Genomic DNA, 15,532 nt, shown 5'->3' on the forward strand with positions numbered 1-15,532 from the left:
CGAGCGGGCCCGGCCGTGGAAAACGGTTGCTACATGGGCCTTGACACGCTTTGTTGTTACCGCTAACACTCGGGTAACTCCGCCGTAACACCTAGAACGACCTCGATCAACCGCCGGGCGGCAGCCCGGTGAAGGAAGAGGCCACCGTGCAAGGTCCTCCCTCCCCCCTCACCCGCCGGAGCCTGCTCGGCGGCAGCCTCGCGCTCGCCGGCGCCGCCGCCGCGAGCTGTGCCCTCCCCGTGGGGCTCGGCTCGTCCCGCACCCGCGTCCAGTACTGGCACTTCCTCGGTGCCAGTGACGGCATCATCATGAACCGGATGGTCCAGGCGTTCGGCCAGGCCAACCCGGACGTCTTCGTCGAGGAGAACGTGCTGGCCTGGGGCGAGCCGTACTACACGAAGGTCGCGATGGCCGGCTCGGGCGGCCGCTCCCCCGACCTCGCCACCTTCCACCTGGCCCGGCTGGCCGGCATCGGCGCGGGCGCCATCCTCGACCCGATCAACGTGCGGCTGCTGGAGGAGGCGGGCCTGCGCGGCGCGGACTTCTCCCCGCCGATCTGGGAGCGCGCCCACCTCGACGGCGTGCTGTACGCGATCCCGTTCGACGCCCACCCCATGGTGCAGTACTACAACACCGACATCTGCGCCAAGGCCGGCCTGCTCGACTCGGGCGGCAAGCTGCGGCCCGCCCAGGGCGAGGACGGCCTGATCGCCATGCTGCGCAAGGCCAAGGACGCGATGGGCGGCCGGCCGCCGCTCGCCTTCGACGCGCTCGGCCTCGGCACGGTCGGCCCCTGGCGGGTCTGGGGATCGCTCTACCCGCAGTCGGGTGGCACGCTGCTGTCGCCTGACGGCTCCGCCATCGCCATCGACGACGCCAAGGCCCTCGCCGCGCTGCGCCTCATGGCCCGGCTCGGCAAGGAAGGGCTGTGTGACTGGCGCACCGACTACGGCGCCTCGGTCGCGAAGTTCACCAACGGCGAGGCCGCGTTCCTCTGGAACGGCGACTGGGAGGTGACCGGGCTCAAGGAGCGCGGGACGCCGTTCAGCATGTCCCGCTTCCCCAGCGTCTTCGGCACCGGCGCGGCGCAGGCCGACTGTCACTCGTTCGTGCTGCCGCACCAGCGTGACCGCGATCCCGAGGTGGAGCGGGCCACCTACCGCTTCATCGCCCACATCGTGAAGAACAGCGCCCAGTGGGCGGTGGCGGGTCACGTGCCCGCGTACCTGCCGGCGCTGGAGCAGCCCGACTACCTCGCGCTGCAGCCGCAGTCGGAATACCGCTCCGTCGTCACCGAGGTCGCGCTCGACCCGCAGGTGTGGTTCGCCGGCTCGGCGTCGCGGATGTGGATCGAGTTCGGCGAGGCGTTCTCGCCGGTGATCAGCGGGGAGCGTTCGCCGGAGGACGGCCTGGCCGCCGCCAAGGCGTCGCTGACCCGGCTGCTCGCCGCCCCGAACCCCTTCCCAAGGCAGGAGCGCTGATGACGACCGTCGTCGCGGCCCCCGCGGCCGCCCCGCCCGCCGCCAAGGCCAAGGTCAGGCACGCCTGGACGCAGCACGGGCTGCTGTTCGTCCTGCCCTTCCTGGCCGTCTATGTGGCGTTCCTGGTCTGGCCCGTGGTGCTGGGCGTGCGGATGAGCCTGTCCAGCGTCAACATCGCCGGCACCAACGACACCTTCGTCGGCTTCGCCAACTACGCCGAGGCGTTCGGCGACCCGCGCATGTGGCGCTCGCTGTGGAACACCCTCGTCTTCACCGCGCTCAGCACGGTGCCGCTGGTGCTGCTCGGGCTGGTCCTCGCGCTGCTGGTGCACCACCTGCGGTTCGTGCAGTGGCTGTGGCGGCTGTCGTTCTTCGGGCCGTTCCTGCTGCCGTCGGCCGTGGTGTCGCTGCTGTGGCTGCAGATGATCTACCCGCCGGACTACGGCCTGATCAACGGCACGCTCGGCCTCGACGTGCTGTGGCTGGGCGATCCGTCCGTCGCCATGTGGTCCATGGTGCTGACCACGGTCTGGTGGACGGTCGGCTTCAACTTCCTGCTCTACCTGGCCGCGCTCCAGTCGATCCCCCACCACCTGTACGAGGCCGCCGCCCTCGACGGCGCCGGCGCCTGGGCCCGGCTGCGCTCGATCACGCTGCCGATGCTCGGCCGCACCACCGCGCTCATCGTGGTGCTGCAGCTGCTGGCCTCGCTGAAGGTCTTCGACCAGATCTACCTCATGACCGCCGGCGGCCCCCAGGACGCCACCCGGCCCATCATCGAGTACGCCTACGACGTCGGCTTCACCGGCTACCGGATCGGCTACGCCTCGGCGGTCTCGTACATCCTGTTCGCCATCATCGTCGTCGTCTCCCTGGCACAGCTGCGGCTGTTCCGCAAGCGCGCGGAGGACTCATGACCAAGCGGTTCCGCCCCGGTCAGCTCGTGCTGCTGCTGGTGGCGCTGGTGCTGGCGGCCTTGTGGCTCGCGCCCATCGCCTGGGCGGTGGCGACCTCGCTCAAGCCGGAGACGGAGACGACCAAGCTGCCGCTCCAGTGGTTCGGCAGCGAGCTCACGCTGGACGCCTACCGGCTGGTGCTCGGCACCGGCGACATCCTCACCTGGGCGATCAACTCCACGGTCACGGCGGTGCTCGTCACGTTCCTGACCGTGCTGCTGTCGGCGATGGCCGCCTACGGCTTCGCGCGCACGCACTTCCGCGGCCGGCGGGCGCTGCTGGCGCTGATCCTGGCCGGGATCATGGTGCCGCCGCAGGTGCTGATGGCGCCGCTGTTCGCCGAGATGGTGGCGCTCGGCCTGGTGGACACCTGGTGGGCGATCATCCTGCCGCAGGTGGCCGCGCCGCTCATCGTGTACGTCCTGTTCAAGTTCTTCCAGGACGTGCCGCCGGAGCTGGAGCAGGCCGCGTTCGTGGACGGGGCGGGGCGCTGGCGGGTGTTCTTCACGATCGTGCTGCCGCTGTCGCGGCCGGTGCTCGCCGCGGTGTCGATCTTCACCTTCATCACGACGTGGAACAACTTCCTGTGGCCCTTCCTGGTCTCCACCGACCCGAACACCATGACGCTGCCCGTGGGGCTCGCCAACGTGGTGCAGGGCACCTTCGGCCTCCGGTACGCGCAGATCATGGCGTCGGTGGTGCTCGCGGGGCTGCCGCTGCTGGTGGTGTTCGTGCTGTTCCAGCGGCAGATCGTGCGCGGCGTCGCGCACACCGGCCTCGCCGGGCAGTGACCGGGAGAAAGATCTACCCGTACGGGAACGCCGACGCTGTCGGCGGTTCCGGACTGCGTGTCCGAATCGTTGTCAAATTCACCTCAAAGCAGGCGGCAACCTGGGGTAATGCGTAACCGGAAAGCCCGCCTGGCCGCCGTGGCCGGCGCCCTGGCCCTGGCCACGGGGGTCGTGGCCCCCGCGCACGCGGCCGTCCCCGCCCCTCTCACCGCCGCGCACGCGGCACTCGACGCTCCCGTGCTGTACGGGCGGGCGGCGTACCTGCTCGACGCCTCCACCGGCAAGCCGCTCCTCGACGACCACGGCGGGGAGCGGATGCCGGTCGCCAGCCTCACCAAGACGATGACCGCCTACGTGGTGCTGAAGCTCGCCAAGCCGACGGACGTGGTCGAGATCACGCGTGCCGACGTCGCGTACGCGGAGGACGGCGGCGGCACCACCGCCGACCTGCGGGCCGGCGACCGCCTCACCGTGGGCGAGCTGCTCTACGGCCTCATGCTGCCGTCCGGGGCCGACGCGGCGCACGCGCTGGCGCGTACGTACGGGCCGGGCGTGAGCGGCTTCGTCGCCAGGATGAACGCGACCGCCCGCGAGCTCGGCATGAACGACACCGAGTACGTCAACGCCGACGGCCTGCCCAGCCCCCGGGGCAACGGTTACTCCACGGCCCGCGACCAGGCCGTCCTGGCCGCCGAGGCGCTGCGCAACCCGCTGATCAAGCAGGCCGCCGGCACCCGCTACCACGAGCTGGACGCCACCGCCGAGCACCGCGCGTACGGCTGGCGCAACACCAACCGGCTGCTGGGCACGCCGGGCGCGATCGGGCTGAAGACGGGCTTCACCCGCGCCGCCGGGTACTGCCTGGCCTTCGCGGGCGAGCGGGACGGGCGCACGCTCGTGGGCGTGATCCTCGGCGAATCCGTCTCCTCCCGGCGCTTCTCGACCGCGGAATCCCTGCTCTCCTGGGGGCACTCTTGGGGGGCTGACCGTACCGCGGCCTGACCTGTAGGCCGCATGGACTGGATGATCCTTTTGGATTAGTTTTCCCGACATGATGCTTCACATCGCGTTGGGCATGCTGTCAGCGGCCACCGTCATCACGACGGGCTTCCCCTCCTTCTCCCCCGCGGCCGACGAGATGCCGCGGCTCGGCTGGGAGCTGAAGGAGACCGGGGTGAGCGCGCGCCTGCGCGGCCTGTCCCCCGTCAGCCGCCACGTGGCCTGGGCGTCCGGCTCGGAAGGCACCGTGCTGCGCACCACGGACGGCGGCCGGAGCTGGCAGAACGTCCCCCCGCCCGGCACGTCCGAGCTGCAGTTCCGCGACATCGAGGCGTTCGACGCCCGCCAGGCGGTGGCGTTGTCCATCGGCGAGGGCACGGACTCGCGCGTCTACCGCACCGAGGACGGCGGACGTACGTGGGCGGAGACGTTCAGGAACGACGAGCCGCGCGCCTTCTACGACTGCCTGGCCTTCTTCGACGACCGGCACGGCCTGGCGATGAGCGACCCCGTGGACGGCAGGTTCCGCATTCTGGCCACCCAGGACGGCGGCCGGAGCTGGCGGGTGCTGCCCGCCGAGGGCATGCCGGAGGCGCTGCCGGGCGAGGCCGGGTTCGCGGCGAGCGGGCAGTGCCTGGTGACGGCGGGCGGCCGGGACGCCTGGCTGGCCGCCGGCGGGGCCGAACGGGCGCGGGTGTTCCACTCGGCCGACCGCGGCCGTACGTGGACCGTCGCCAACACGCCCCTGCCGGCCGGGGACCCGGCGCGGGGCGTGTTCGGGCTCGCCTTCCGTGATCCGCGGCACGGCCTCGCGGTCGGCGGCGACTACCGGCCGGATCAGCGGTCGCCCAGCGCCGCCGCGGTCACCAGGGACGGCGGCGTCACCTGGCGGCCGGCCGCGACGCCGCCGCCGGGCTACCGGTCGGGGGTGACGTGGCTGCCGTTCCCGTCGCTCGCGGCGGTCGCGGTGGGGCCGGGCGGCAGTGACGTGACGTGGAACGGCGGGCGGACGTGGCGGACGTTCGACGACGGCTCGTTCGACACGGTGTCGTGCGCGCGGGACGGCTCCTGCTGGGCCTCCGGCGAGCAGGGCCGCCTCGCCCGCCTGCGCCTGGAGTGATGAACAGGGGTCAGCGGACGCCGCGCGGGCGGAACTGGACGCTGATGCGCGGCCCCGCGGGCCGGGACGTCTTGGGGATGGCGTGCTCCCAGGTGCGCTGGCAGCTCCCGCCCATGACGATGAGGTCGCCGTGCCCGAGCTCGTGGCGGATCGACGGCCCGCCGCCCCTGGGGCGGAGCAGCAGCGGGCGCGGGTCGCCGACCGAGAGGATGGCGACCATGGTGTCCTCGGTGGAGCCCCTGCCGATGGTGTCGCCGTGCCAGGCCACGCTGTCGCGCCCGTCGCGGTAGAAGCAGAGCCCCGCCGTGCGGAACGGCTCGCCCAGCTCGGCGCCGTAGTGGGCGTCGAGCGCGCGCCGGGCCTCGTCGAGGATCGGGTCGGGCAGCGGCTCGTCCTCGCCGTAGAACTTCAGCAGGCGGGGGACGTCCACGAACCGGTCGTACATGCGCCGCCGCTCGGCGCGCCACGGCACCTCGGCGGCCAGGCGCTCGAACAGCGTGTCTGCGCCCGTCAGCCAGCCGGGCCGGAGGTCGATCCAGGCGCCGTGGTCGAGGTGCGTGCGGCGCACCGACGCGCCGAGCGGCCCGAGCCCCAGCTCCTCGTCGAGGCCCAGCAAAGATGCTTGGAACGCGACTGTCATGCTGTCCAGTCTACGCGATCCTTCAAACACGTTTTCGAGTGATCTTGCGGGTGCGGTTTCCGGTGTAACGTCTCCTTCGTGTTATGGCGTTACCTGGCGGGGGCGGCGACGGCCCGCACCGCGGACGAGATGTCGGGCCCCGCGCTGCTGATCGCCGGGCTGGCCGTGACCGGGTCGCCGGTGGTGGCGTCCTGGCTGCTGGCCGGGCTGACGGTGTCCGCCGCGGCGGGCGGGCCGCTGCTCGGGGTGCTGCTGGACCGGGCGCGGCGGCGGGGACGGCTGCTCGCCGGGTGCCTCGTGGCGTACGCGGGCGGGCTGCTGGTCATCGTCTCCGGGCTGGGACGGCTGCCGGAGGCCGCGCTGGTCGCGGTGGCGGTCGCGGCCGGGCTCGTGGGGCCCGCCCTGACCGGCGGCTGGACGTCCCAGATCCCCGCCGTCGCCGTAGCGGCCCGGTCCGGACGGGCGGGCGACCCGTCCGGCTCCGATGCGGACCGGCTGGGGCGGGCCAACGCGCTGGACGCGATGACGTACAACGTGGCGGGGCTGGCGGGGCCGGCGCTCGCGGGGATGATCGCCGGGGGGCCGGTCGCCGTCCTCGTCTGCGTCGTCCTGCTGGTCGCCGCCCTGCCCGCGGCCTGGACTCTGCCCGCCTCGGCGGGGGTGAAGGCGCGGCGCGGCGTCGGCGAGGAGTTGCGGGAGGGGTTCGGCGCGATCCTGGGCAACCCGGTGCTGCTGCGGGCCACGGCCGGGTCGATGATCTCGTGCGCGGGGACGGCGATGCTGGTCGTGTCGGCCCCGGTCCTCGGCGAACGGCTCACCGGCTCGACCGGCCTGGGCGCGCTGCTGCTCGCCGTGACCGCCGCGTGCGGCCTGGCCGCGAACGCGCTCGTCGCCAGGGCGCGCGGGCCGCGACGCTGGGACGCCCTGCTGGTATGGGGGACGGCGGTGGCGGGCGTGGGGATGATGCTGGCCGCCGCAGCGGGGGTGTCCGGGGCCTACTGGGTCGCGGTGGTGGCGGCGGGCGTCGTGGGCCTGGGCGAAGGGCCGCAGCTCACCGCCCTGTTCTCGGTACGCCACCGCGAGGCCCCCACGCGGCTGCGCGCCCAGGTGTTCACCACGGGCGCCAGCCTGAAGATCACCTCGTTCGCGGTCGGGTCCGCGGTGGCCGGGCCGCTGGCCGCGTACTCGGTGGTGGCGGCCCTTCTGGCGGGCGCGGCGGCCCAGGCGGTGGCGGTGGCCGTGCTGACGGCAGGCCGCCGGCGGTCAGTCCGGGACGTCTGACACTTCTGAGGAGGCCGCGCGCGAGCGGTGGGCGGCGACGCGCTCGCGGGTCGCGCAGCGGGCGCTGCAGAAGCGGCGCGGGCTGCCCCCGCCCAGGTCGAGGTACGGCCGCCGGCAGCCCGCCGACGCGCACAGCCCGCCCGGCACCCGCTGATGATCGGCCAGGAGCACGGCGAACGCCATCGCCGACGACGCCAGGAACCACTCGGCCCAGGGCGCGTCGTCGGCGTCGTCCACGTGCACGTGCCAGCTCGTCGAGCCCCCGTGGTCGGTCAGCCGGGGCGCGCGGGCCGCGTCGGCGAGCAGCCGGTTGAGCAGCGCGGCCGCCCGGCCGGTGTCGGGGGCGGCCAGCACCTCGCGCAGGCGGGCCGCCGCCGCGCGCATGGCGGCGACGTCCGCCTCGCCGAGGTCGAGGTCTCCGGTCTCGCCGTGCTCGCGCAGGACGCGCGACACGGACTCGACCGACGCCTGCCGGTGCAGCAGCGCCACGCAGAGGTCGACGGCCCGCGCGGCCATCGCCCTGGTCGAGTGAACCACGGTCGAGTGAACCTTGGCCGAGTGAACCTTGGTCGAGTCAGCCCGCACAGCAGCAGCGTAGACCCACCCGCCCGTCCGGCTCAGCCGGTCAACCGCCGCACGCGGCGAAGACGAAGCTGTCCTTCAGCACGGTGTAGCGGTCCCTGACGGTGACCGCGCCCGTCTCGGTGTCGATCCTGACGATGGTCATCGTGGTGCCCTTGGAGCCTGAGGCGGCCAGGTGTGCCGTCACCTGGGCGGCGCCCGTCCAGTCCACCATCTGGACGGGCGCCCGGGGCAGGCCGATCCGCCTGCGCTCGACGACCTGGTCGGTCTCCATGTCGTACGTCACCAGCTCCGGCTTGCCGCCCTGCACCACGGCGGCGACGGTCCGCCCGTCGGCGGCCAGCGCCTGCGGCCCGTTCGCGGCGACGACCTGGGGCGGCGTGGCGCGCAGCAGCTCCTCGCCGGTCTCGTCGTGGACGACCAGGTCGGTGGCGTTGTCCTCGCCGTCGGCGGTCGCGAGCAGCTCGTCGCCGTCGTAGCTGAAGCCCAGCACGTTCCGGCCGGCGGGGACGGTTCCGACGCGGGCGCCGGTGGCGGTGTCGAAGACACGGGTGCTCCGCGGCTTGTCGCCGTCGATGGAGACGGCCAGCCGGGCGCCGTCGTCCGAGAGCCGCAGCAGCAGCGCGTCCTGGCGCACGCGGGGCAGCGCCGTGGCGGGCAGCAGCCGGACGCCGCCGCCCAGGGTGCGTACGGCGAGCCGGTTCGCCTTGGTGAAGTACGCGACCTTCCGGCCGTCGCCGCTCACCGCGATCGGGGCGGGGAAGTAGGTCAGCTCCCTGCCCTTGGCGTCGCGGGCGACCCCCTGGGCGTCCGGCAGGGTGGTGACCTTGCCGCTGTGCAGGACGAGCCGCCAGTCGCCGCACGGCCGGGCCTCCCCGTCGCGGGTGGCGCAGCTCTTGATGGAGGCGTACCTGATGCTGTCGGCCCCGTGGTGGGGAGCCGCGTGCGCCGGGAGGGCGGCGGGCCAGGCGAGGGCCGCCGCCGTGAGGGCCGCGAGGATCGTCGTTCTCATGCCGGTCACTCCCCCGCCGCGAAGTAGGCGTACGCGTTCTTGCTGATGGTGTAGCGGTCGATCTGCCGGGCCTCGCCGGCGCGCGGGTCGGCGGTCAGCACCCGTATCACCGCCGGTTTCCCGTCGTCGCCGCGCTGGGTGAGCACGCGCAGCGTCCCGTCGGGGACGTAGTGGAGCGCGTACGGCGACTCGCCGCGCGCCAGCGGCAGGTCCAGGGCCGGGGAGACGTCGCCGGTGTCGAGGTCGTACAGGCGCACCCGGTCGGGCCGCTTCGCGGTCTCGTCGCCGGTCACGAGGTAGGCGACCGTCCTGCCGTCCGGGGCGAGGGCGTGGAGCATGGCGTTGGCGACGGCCTGGGGCGGGGTGCCGGCGACCGGGGACCCGCCGCCGAGCGGGTACGCCCGCAGCGCCGTGGTGTGGTCGGCGCGGTAGCGGAAGGCCAGCACCGCGCCGCCGTCGCCGCTGAAGCCGAGCGCGTCGTCGCGGGCGGGCAGCTCGGCGACCGCGCCGGTCGCGACGGTGACCACCTTGGTGGGCAGGCGGGAAGGCTGGTCCTCGTAGTCAATGAGCAGCTTGTCGCCGGTGGGCGACAGCTCGAGCTGCAGGTCGTCGGTGCCGACGCCCTTGGGCCGGAGCCCGGCGGGCAGCACCGTGGCCGGGCCGCCGACGCGGCGGACGACGAGGCGGTGGTCGCGGGCGCGTTCGTAGGCGATCACGCGGCCGTCGGCGCTGACGACGAACGTGCTCTGGATGCGGCTCTCGACGCCCGCGGCGTCGATCTTGCCGATGGCGGCGTCGCGGACGGTCAGCCGCCTGCCGTCGCGCAGGAGCAGCCGCCAGGGGCCGCAGGGATCTCCGTCGTTGTCGTGTTCGCGATCGACGCAGGACGGGAGCCAGGCGGCGCGCACGGGCGCCGGCCCCGCACCGGCGTGGGCGGCGGCGGGCGCGAGACCCGCTCCGCCGAGGACCGCCGCGGTCAGGAGGGCGGCGGTGGCCGAAGGGTGCCTCATAGGGTGGTCCTTTCGCTCACCCGCTTAGACAGTGCGGGAGGGCGGCGGGTTCGTCACGGATCGGCCACGGCACCAGGCCGTTCACAGGAGGGCGGGCAGGAGCTCGGCGAGGCGGTCCATGGACTCGCGCCCGCCCCGCGCGGCGTCGGCGCGCACGACGGCGTCGCGGGCCTCGACGGACTGGTGCACGGTCTGGGCGACGTAGCGGGTGCCGCCGTCCGCCTCCGTCAGCGTGACCGTCTCCAGGGCGACGTCCTCGGGCGTGCCTTCGTACTGCCAGGTCCGTACGTACCGCTCGGGCGTCACCACGTCGTGGTAGACGCCGCGGAAGGCGTACTCGCGGCCCTCGGCGTCGATGTTGACGTAGCGCCAGTGGCCGCCGGGCCGGACCTCCATGCGGTCCACCCGCGTGGCCAGGGAGTGCGGCCCCCACCACCGGGGCACCAGCTCCGGATCGGTGACGGCGCGGAAGACGACCTCCCTGGGTGCGGCGAAGTGGCGGATCATGACGATGTCGTGCCGTCCGGGCTCGATGACGAACGCGGTCTCACCCATCGGTGTCACTCCCTGGTCGCATGCGCCGGATCTCGCGGTCGAGGCGGTCGAAGCGGTCGTCCCACCGGTCGCGGTAGCGGCGGATCCATTCCGATGCGCCGTCCAGCGGCGCGGTCTCCAGCCGGCACGGACGCCACTGGGCGTCGCGGCCCCGGCTGATCAGCCCGGCCCGCTCCAGCACCTTGAGGTGCTTGGAGACGGCCTGGAGGCTCATGTCGAACGGCTCGGCGAGCTCGTTGACCGTCGCCTCCCCCTCGGCCAGGCGGGCGAGGATGGCGCGCCGGGTCGGGTCGGCCAGGGCGGCGAAGGTCAGGCTGAGCGGGTCGTCGGGCACGAGATCAATGATCCACGGTGTCGATGGTCCCCGGTGTCGGTGATCCCCGGCGTCAGTGGTCCACGATCGCGCCGCAGGAGATGTTCACGGTGGCCGAGGTCATGGTCCTGGCGCGGTCGGAGGCGACGAACGCGGCCACGTCCCCCACGTCGGCGAGCGTCGCCGCCCGCCCGAGCAGGGTGGCCTCGACGAGGGACGCGGTGATCTCCCCCTTGGGGTCGAAGCCGTCCGGGATGCTCTCGGGCACGCCGCCGGTCACCATCGTGACCACGCGGACGCCGTGCGGGCCGGCCTCGCACGCCCACTGCCTCCGTACGCCCTCCATGGCGTCGAGCGCGACCTTGAACCCGCCGAGCCCCGGCAGCGTCTGCGGCCCGCCGCCGCCGAACATGAGGATCACCCCGGACTTCTGCGGGATCATGTGCCGGACGGCGGCCCTGATGGTGAGGAACTGCGTCCGTACGGCGGTGACGATCGGGCGGGCGAACTCCTCGGCGGTGATCTCCAGCAGCGGCTTCTGCACGTCCCCGACGCCGATGGCGTTGAACGAGACGTCGACGCGGCCGTGCCGGGCGGCGACCCCGTCCACGAGCGCGTCCACGGCGGCCTCGTCGAGCGCGTCCACCTCGGCGACCTCGGCCGTGCCGCCGGCTGCGCCGATGGCGGCGGCCACCGGGTCGAGCGCGGCCCGGGTGCGGCCGGCCAGCACGACCCTCGCGCCCTCGCGGGCGAAGGCGCGGGCGGCGGCGCCGCCGATCGGTCCGCCGCCGCCGTACACGATCGCGGTCTTGTCCTGAAGGAGCATGGTATTCAACCTTTCGGTTAATCAACCGTCAGGTTGAATATAGGCACGCGCACGGCGCCGCCGTCAAGACGGGCAGGAGATCAGAGCGGGCGGCGGCCGGCGAACCCCAGGTCGGTGCGGTGGTACCAGGCCAGCTCGGGCTCGCCCTCGATCCAGCAGAGGCGTACGGACACGCCGTCGAGCACCGCGGGGAAGTCCACCAGGACGGGCGCGACGCCCTTCACCTCGATGCCCCGCTCGGCCCATCCGCCGAGGACGTCCTCGATGCGGGCCTCCAGCGCCTTGATCTCGGGGATGCCGCCGAGCGCGGAGTGGCCGAGCGTCTGCCGGTCGTGGGCGATCTCGGCGAGGTCGGCGCGGGCGGCGACGATCAGCCCGGCGTCGTCGATGATCTCCGGCAGCAGGGCGCGGGCCTCGTCGACGGTGAAGAGGCGGTTCATCGCGCCCACGTTACCGGTTGGGCTCGTAGGCGTGGACGAGCAGCTTCTCCGCGTGGTCGAGGTAGTCGTCGAGATAGGCGGCGGCCTCCTCGCGCCGCCCGGACTCGACGAGCCCGAGCAGCACCCGGTTGCGCTCGACGAACGGCTCGTGGAAGGCCCGCGGGTTGTCCATCACGTGGAAGACCAGCCGCAGCTCGGCCAGGAGCTGGCGCATGAGCTCGTCGATCCTGGGGCTGTCGTTGAGCGAGACGAGGGCCTGGTGGAAGCGGATGTTGGCGGTGCCGACCCGCTGCCAGTCGTCCTCGGCGGCGGCCCGCTCGGCGTCGCGCACGGCCTCCTTGACCAGCGCGAGGGTCTGCGGCGACGGCGGCCGGCGCACGGCCGAGCCCTCCAGCACGCGCCGCACCCGGTAGAGGTCGAGCACGTCCTCGACGGACGGGAGGCGGACGAACACGCCGCGGTTGAGCTGGTGATCGAGCAGCCGCTCGTGCCCGAGCAGCCGGAACGCCTCGCGCAGCGTGTTGCGCGAGACCCGCAGGGCCTCGGAGATGGCCTCCTCGGAGAGCCGCTGGCCCGGCTGGAAGAAGCCCTCGCTGATGCGCTCGCGCAGGATGTCGGCCACCCGCTCGGCCGTGCTGCTGCGCCCCAGGCGCGGCCGGTCCTGGGAGAGATCGGCGACGAGGTCGTCCACCTTCACAGGAAATCATGGGACAAAACTCTTGTCGAATTGTTGAACGATCCTTACGTTGAAATCATCCCCCTGATGAAGGAGCAACGGATGGCAGGCTCCACGCAACAGACCCGGCGGGTGATCCTCGCCAGCCTGATCGGCACCTCGCTGGAGTGGTACGACTTCTTCCTCTACACCACGGCCGCGACGCTGGTCTTCCCGCAGCTGTTCTTCCCGTCCCTCGATCCGTTCAACGCGACGCTGGCCTCGCTGACCACCAACGCGGTGGCCTTCGTGGCCCGGCCGCTCGGCGGGGTCGTCTTCGGTCACTTCGGCGACCGGGTGGGCCGCAAGACCGTGCTGGTCGTGACGTTGCTGGTGATGGGCGTCTCGACGTTCCTCATCGGCGTGCTCCCCGGGTACGCGAGCGTGGGGATCGCGGCGCCGATTCTGCTGGCGCTGCTGCGCTTCGTCCAGGGCCTCGGGCTCGGCGGCGAGTGGGGCGGCGCGGTGATCATGTCGCTGGAGCACGGCGACGGGCGGCGGCGCGGCTTCAACGCGAGCTGGCCGCAGGTCGGCGTCCCCGCCGGGTACGTCCTCGCCACCGGCCTGCTGACGCTGCTGTCCTTCGTCCAGTCGGACGCGGCGTTCCTGTCGTGGGGGTGGCGGGTGCCGTTCCTGCTGTCAGGGGCGCTGGTGTTCGTCGGCCTGTGGGTGCGGCTGAAGGTCACCGAGTCGCCGCTGTTCGCCGAGGTCGAGCAGAGCGGGGCCAAGGCGCGGATGCCGCTGGTCGAGGTGCTGCGCACGCACCCGCGCGCGCTGCTGTCGGCCTTCACCGCCCGCATCGGGGTGGACGTGGCGTTCTACACCTTCACCGCGTACATCATCGTCTACCTGACCGGGCAGCTCGGCCTGCCGCGCTCGTACGCGCTGAACGCCGTGCTCATCGGCTCGGCGCTGCAGCTCGCGCTGATCCCGCTGTTCGGCGCGCTGTCGGACCGGCTGGGGCGGCGGCCGGTGTACCTCGCGGGCGTCGTCGCGGCGGCGGTGTGGGCCTTCGCGTTCTTCCCGCTGCTGGACACGAAATCGTTCCCGCTGATCGCGCTGGCCGCGGTGGTGGCGCTGGTGACGCACGCCGCCATGTACGGGCCGCAGGCGGCCTTCATCGCCGAGCTGTTCAGCACCCGGCTGCGCTACAGCGGTGCGTCCATGGGCTACCAGGTGGCCGGGATCGTCGGCGGCGCGCTGGCGCCGATCATCGCGCTGCAGCTCTTCGAGGCGTACGGGAGCACGGTGGCGGTGTCGTTGTACGTGGTCGCCGCCCTGGCGGTCACCGCCGTGGGCCTGGCCATCGCGCCGGAGACCCGCGACCTGGACCTCGCCGCCGCGCCGGAGCCCGGCTCCCGGCCGGTGGGACCGCTCGCCTGACCTTCCTTCTTCCTTCTGTCTTCTGCCTTCTGCCGCGAGAGCGCGGGCGGCGGCTGCCAACGCCGCCCGCGCGGGCGGCCAGGGCGGAGCCCTTACGGGGGCGGGACGGCGGGCACGTCCACCGGCCGGCGGGCCCGCCACCGTCCCTTGAACGCCGCCATCGACGCCAGGAACAGCACCTGCCCGGCGAGCGCCGCCCCGAGCCAGGTCTGCCAGCCGGACGCCTCGACCACCATCGGCGAGACCACCAGCAACGCCACGATCATGACGCGGACGACCATGCCCCAGATGCCGAGCGCGGAGCCCTGCAGCCGGGACTCGACGTCCTCGGCGTTCTCGGAGAAGTTGGCCATCCACGGCACGTACGCGATGCCCATGAACAGGTAGAGCAGCGCGTAGACGGCGGTGACCTGGCCGGCGGGGACGCCGGGCCCGATCAGCGCGATGAAGTAGCCGAGCGCCGCCACGGTCAGCACGGTCCCGGCGGCGATGAACGGCTTGCGCAGCTGCAGCCGGTCGGACAGCCGGCCGACGACGACCACCGCGACGGCGTTGAGCACGATGCCGAACGCGACGACGCGGTTGGCGGCGGCCGGGTCCATGCCGAAGCCGCCGCTGAGTATCGTCTGCCCGAAGATCGCGAACGTCCAGTAGAGGACCTGCCAGCCCGTGTTGCCGAGGACGTGCGCCCACAGGTGCGGATGGCGGAACAGCTCGGCGAGGCGGGCGCGGTAGGCGGGGTCCCCCTCCTCGGCCTGGGTTCTGGCCTGGGCCTCGTGGTGCATCACCTCGGCCCGCAGCGCCGCCGACGGCTCGGCGATCTTCCAGATGATGACCGCGCACAGGCTCAGCGACACGACGCCCATGATGATCGCCTGCGAGCGCCAGGAGTTGCCGAACAGCGGGAGCGTGAAACCCGCGATGGCGGAGGCCAGGAAGGACGCCCCGACCGGTCCCCACGTCCAGAACGCGAACGCCTGGGCCCGTCCCATGCGGGGCGAGAAGTCGCGTACCAGGGAGGCGGTGATCGTGATGCCCGCGCCCTCGATGAACAGCATGAGGCAGCGCACCCAGAACAGCCCGGCGACGCTGTCAACGGTGGCGAGCAGGAAGTTGCAGGCGGCCGTGATCGTCAGGGTAGGCACCAGGATCGTGACCCGGCCCCACCGGTCGGACAGGATGCCGCCGAACCCCGCCGACAGTCCGCCCACCAGCACCGACAGCGCGGCGATCTGGCCGTAGACGGTCAGCGACATGTCCAGGTCCTGCATGAGCAGCGGCAGGATGGTGGCGATCGTCGTCTCGAAGTTGGCGACCAGGCTCGCCAGCACCGCGACGGACAGCAGGAAGATCCGGCGGCGGCCCACCGGATAGACACTCAGCTCGCGGACGTAGAACGGCTTGTGACGGACACGGAACGGCTTCATT

17 protein-coding genes are annotated in these 15,532 nt (G+C 72.9%); 7 read left to right on the plus strand and 10 right to left on the minus strand.

Annotation, left to right across the window (positions count from 1 at the left end; translation table 11 throughout):
- The first annotated feature begins 146 nt into the window (after positions 1–146).
- The 5 genes from ACBR40_RS37395 to ACBR40_RS37415 all read left to right on the plus strand — a co-directional run bounded on the left by ACBR40_RS37395 (position 147) and on the right by ACBR40_RS37415 (position 5,347).
- Positions 147–1,481, plus strand: coding sequence for an extracellular solute-binding protein (locus tag ACBR40_RS37395; RefSeq protein ID WP_371251762.1), 1,335 nt, complete (start codon positions 147–149; stop codon positions 1,479–1,481).
- Positions 1,481–2,398, plus strand: a complete 918-nt coding sequence (locus ACBR40_RS37400) for a sugar ABC transporter permease (RefSeq protein WP_344218237.1) — start codon at positions 1,481–1,483, stop codon at positions 2,396–2,398. Before ACBR40_RS37395 ends, ACBR40_RS37400 begins: the two co-directional genes overlap by 1 nt.
- Positions 2,395–3,228 carry a carbohydrate ABC transporter permease gene (locus ACBR40_RS37405; RefSeq protein ID WP_344218239.1) on the plus strand — a complete coding sequence of 278 codons (834 nt, stop codon included), beginning with the start codon at positions 2,395–2,397 and terminating at the stop codon, positions 3,226–3,228. Before ACBR40_RS37400 ends, ACBR40_RS37405 begins: the two co-directional genes overlap by 4 nt.
- Before the next feature lie 108 nt (positions 3,229–3,336).
- A complete protein-coding gene (locus ACBR40_RS37410) occupies positions 3,337–4,230 on the plus strand; it encodes a D-alanyl-D-alanine carboxypeptidase family protein (protein ID WP_371251763.1) in 894 nt (297 codons plus the stop codon).
- A 49-nt stretch (positions 4,231–4,279) separates the two neighbouring features.
- On the plus strand, positions 4,280–5,347 hold the full coding sequence (locus ACBR40_RS37415; RefSeq protein ID WP_344218243.1) for an oxidoreductase: 1,068 nt from the start codon (positions 4,280–4,282) through the stop codon (positions 5,345–5,347).
- A 10-nt stretch (positions 5,348–5,357) separates the two neighbouring features.
- Here the strand turns inward: ACBR40_RS37415 and ACBR40_RS37420 are convergent, their stop codons facing one another.
- Complete coding sequence (locus tag ACBR40_RS37420; protein ID WP_364444943.1) at positions 5,358–5,987, minus strand: alpha-ketoglutarate-dependent dioxygenase AlkB; 630 nt, start codon at positions 5,985–5,987, stop codon at positions 5,358–5,360.
- Positions 5,988–6,065: 78 nt separating this feature from the next.
- Between ACBR40_RS37420 and ACBR40_RS37425 the strand changes: the two genes are divergently transcribed.
- Positions 6,066–7,268, plus strand: coding sequence for an MFS transporter (locus tag ACBR40_RS37425; RefSeq protein WP_371251764.1), 1,203 nt, complete (start codon positions 6,066–6,068; stop codon positions 7,266–7,268).
- On the opposite strand, the gene ACBR40_RS37430 is transcribed toward ACBR40_RS37425, so the two are convergent.
- From ACBR40_RS37430 to ACBR40_RS37465, 8 genes are all read right to left on the minus strand, one after another.
- Positions 7,251–7,805 carry a CGNR zinc finger domain-containing protein gene (locus ACBR40_RS37430; protein WP_371251765.1) on the minus strand — a complete coding sequence of 185 codons (555 nt, stop codon included), beginning with the start codon at positions 7,803–7,805 and terminating at the stop codon, positions 7,251–7,253. The two genes, ACBR40_RS37425 and ACBR40_RS37430, sit on opposite strands and share 18 nt — an antisense overlap.
- Before the next feature lie 88 nt (positions 7,806–7,893).
- The gene (locus ACBR40_RS37435; RefSeq protein WP_371251766.1) at positions 7,894–8,862 is read right to left on the minus strand and encodes a hypothetical protein; all 969 of its coding nucleotides are present in this window, start codon (positions 8,860–8,862) and stop codon (positions 7,894–7,896) included.
- 5 nt (positions 8,863–8,867) lie between these two features.
- Entirely contained in the window at positions 8,868–9,872 is a 1,005-nt protein-coding gene (locus ACBR40_RS37440; protein ID WP_371251767.1) for a hypothetical protein, read from the minus strand.
- Between the two features lie 81 nt (positions 9,873–9,953).
- Complete coding sequence (locus tag ACBR40_RS37445; RefSeq protein WP_371251768.1) at positions 9,954–10,427, minus strand: SRPBCC family protein; 474 nt, start codon at positions 10,425–10,427, stop codon at positions 9,954–9,956.
- On the minus strand, positions 10,420–10,761 hold the full coding sequence (locus ACBR40_RS37450) for a metalloregulator ArsR/SmtB family transcription factor (protein ID WP_329574625.1): 342 nt from the start codon (positions 10,759–10,761) through the stop codon (positions 10,420–10,422). Before ACBR40_RS37450 ends, ACBR40_RS37445 begins: the two co-directional genes overlap by 8 nt.
- A gap of 52 nt (positions 10,762–10,813) precedes the next feature.
- Complete coding sequence (locus ACBR40_RS37455; protein WP_371251769.1) at positions 10,814–11,566, minus strand: SDR family NAD(P)-dependent oxidoreductase; 753 nt, start codon at positions 11,564–11,566, stop codon at positions 10,814–10,816.
- Positions 11,567–11,646: 80 nt separating this feature from the next.
- Positions 11,647–12,006 carry a DUF2203 domain-containing protein gene (locus ACBR40_RS37460; RefSeq protein WP_344218261.1) on the minus strand — a complete coding sequence of 120 codons (360 nt, stop codon included), beginning with the start codon at positions 12,004–12,006 and terminating at the stop codon, positions 11,647–11,649.
- A gap of 10 nt (positions 12,007–12,016) precedes the next feature.
- A complete protein-coding gene (locus ACBR40_RS37465; protein ID WP_371251770.1) occupies positions 12,017–12,703 on the minus strand; it encodes a GntR family transcriptional regulator in 687 nt (228 codons plus the stop codon).
- A gap of 81 nt (positions 12,704–12,784) precedes the next feature.
- Between ACBR40_RS37465 and ACBR40_RS37470 the strand changes: the two genes are divergently transcribed.
- Positions 12,785–14,104: an MFS transporter gene (locus tag ACBR40_RS37470; RefSeq protein ID WP_344218265.1), complete on the plus strand. Its 1,320-nt coding sequence runs from the start codon at positions 12,785–12,787 to the stop codon at positions 14,102–14,104.
- Positions 14,105–14,196: 92 nt separating this feature from the next.
- On the opposite strand, the gene ACBR40_RS37475 is transcribed toward ACBR40_RS37470, so the two are convergent.
- A complete protein-coding gene (locus ACBR40_RS37475) occupies positions 14,197–15,531 on the minus strand; it encodes an MFS transporter (protein ID WP_371251771.1) in 1,335 nt (444 codons plus the stop codon).
- Position 15,532: the final 1 nt, after the last annotated feature.

The sequence above is a fragment of the Nonomuraea sp. AD125B genome (assembly GCF_041402765.1).
Lineage (GTDB): Bacteria > Actinomycetota > Actinomycetes > Streptosporangiales > Streptosporangiaceae > Nonomuraea > Nonomuraea bangladeshensis.